The 1,475-nt window shown below is 49.4% G+C and carries 1 pseudogene; it reads left to right on the top strand.

The features are described 5' to 3' along the window. Nucleotides 1-105: 105 nt before the first annotated feature. A pseudogene (locus IAE55_RS33530) lies at nucleotides 106-1,427 on the top strand (IS3 family transposase). Nucleotides 1,428-1,475: the final 48 nt, after the last annotated feature.

Below are 1,475 nucleotides of genomic sequence, written 5' to 3'. Positions count from 1 at the left end.
TGAACTGTGACCCATAAGAAGGACACTTTGAAAAAAGTGACCCTCTTGTGGGTCATTTGTGTTTTAATCAAGATAATAGTTAAGGAGCGGATCGATATGGGAAAGTTGAAACGAGTGGTTTTTACAGAAGAACAGATGGGGATGTTAGAGGCAAACCCCAATGTACTGCGTGTGACCGAGTCGGCCATCACATATACGCCTGCATTCAAGCTAGCAGCAATACAAGCCTACATGCAAGGCCAGACGCCTTCCGAGATCTTTATTCAGGCTGGCTTTAACCTGGATGTCATCGGTCATCAGAAGCCCAAACACAGCTTAAAGCGCTGGCGCGATACCTTCAACCAATATGGAGAGAAGGGACTCATGACGGAACGACGAGGCAAGGGCAGCACTGGCCGAAAACCATCAGGTGAGTTGTCGGCAGAAGATGAATTGAAACGGGCAAAGGCTAAAATCAAACTGCTTGAAGCGCAGGTGGACTTGCTAAAAAAGCTCGATGCGCTCGAGCAGCAAAAGAAACGCTAACACCCTCCGAGCGCTACGAAATCATCTATCGTACGATTCGTGCATATGGACTAAAACGCATGACGCGTTATCTGTGCGAGCTTGCGGTCGTAAGTCCAAGTGGCTACTACAGATGGCTCGCGGCTGAAGAGACTCGACAGCTTCGTGAAGCTGTCGACGAGCAAGACATTCAACTGATCAAGCAGCACTTTCTCGCGCTGAGCGGCAAAGCTGGCGCTCTGGTCATTAAAATGCGTCTTGAGCAGATAAGCGGTGTTGTCATGAACCACAAAAAGATTCGTCGCCTCATGCGTAAGGCCGGCTTTGTTGCGGTGATACGTCAAGCGAATCCGTATCGCAAAATGGCAAAGGCAACTCACGAACACCGAGCCTGTCCTAACCTGCTTCAGCGGCAGTTTGACCAGAGCGAGCCTGAGAAGGTGTTTCTCACCGACATTACTTATGTGCGTTATGGCAGCGGACGATGGGCGTACCTTTCCTGTGTAAAAGACGGAGCGACAAGACAGATCCTTGCCGCATGCGTGGCAGGTACGCTTGAGCTTACACTCGTGGAACGGACGCTCCATCATCTGATAGAGCGATTAGAAGGAAACATTCACCCTGAGGCCATTCTGCATTCCGACCAAGGTATGCACTACACGCACCCCAAAACGCGTCTGCTCATCACCAAGGCCGGCTTCAAGCAATCCATGTCACGAAGGGGCAATTGCTGGGACAACGCCCCCATGGAATCATTTTTTGGTCATATGAAAGATGATGTTGATTTTATGGATTGCCAAACCATTGATGAAGTAAGGGAACGTGTTGCCGATTACATAAGCTACTACAACTCTGAGCGATATCAGTGGACATTAAAAAAGATGACCCCCGACGAATTCAGAGGCCACCTGCTTGCTGGTTAGGCTTAGGGCTGTTTCTTTTAAACCGTCCACAATCCGGGTCACAGTTCA

Origin of the sequence: Paenibacillus sp. S28 (assembly GCF_016624415.1) — a bacterium.
In the GTDB taxonomy this organism is placed as follows: domain Bacteria; phylum Bacillota; class Bacilli; order Paenibacillales; family Paenibacillaceae; genus Paenibacillus_AQ; species Paenibacillus_AQ favisporus.
The sequence above is the reverse complement of the archived record's forward strand: the minus strand, read 5'-3'. Positions and strand labels throughout refer to the sequence as shown.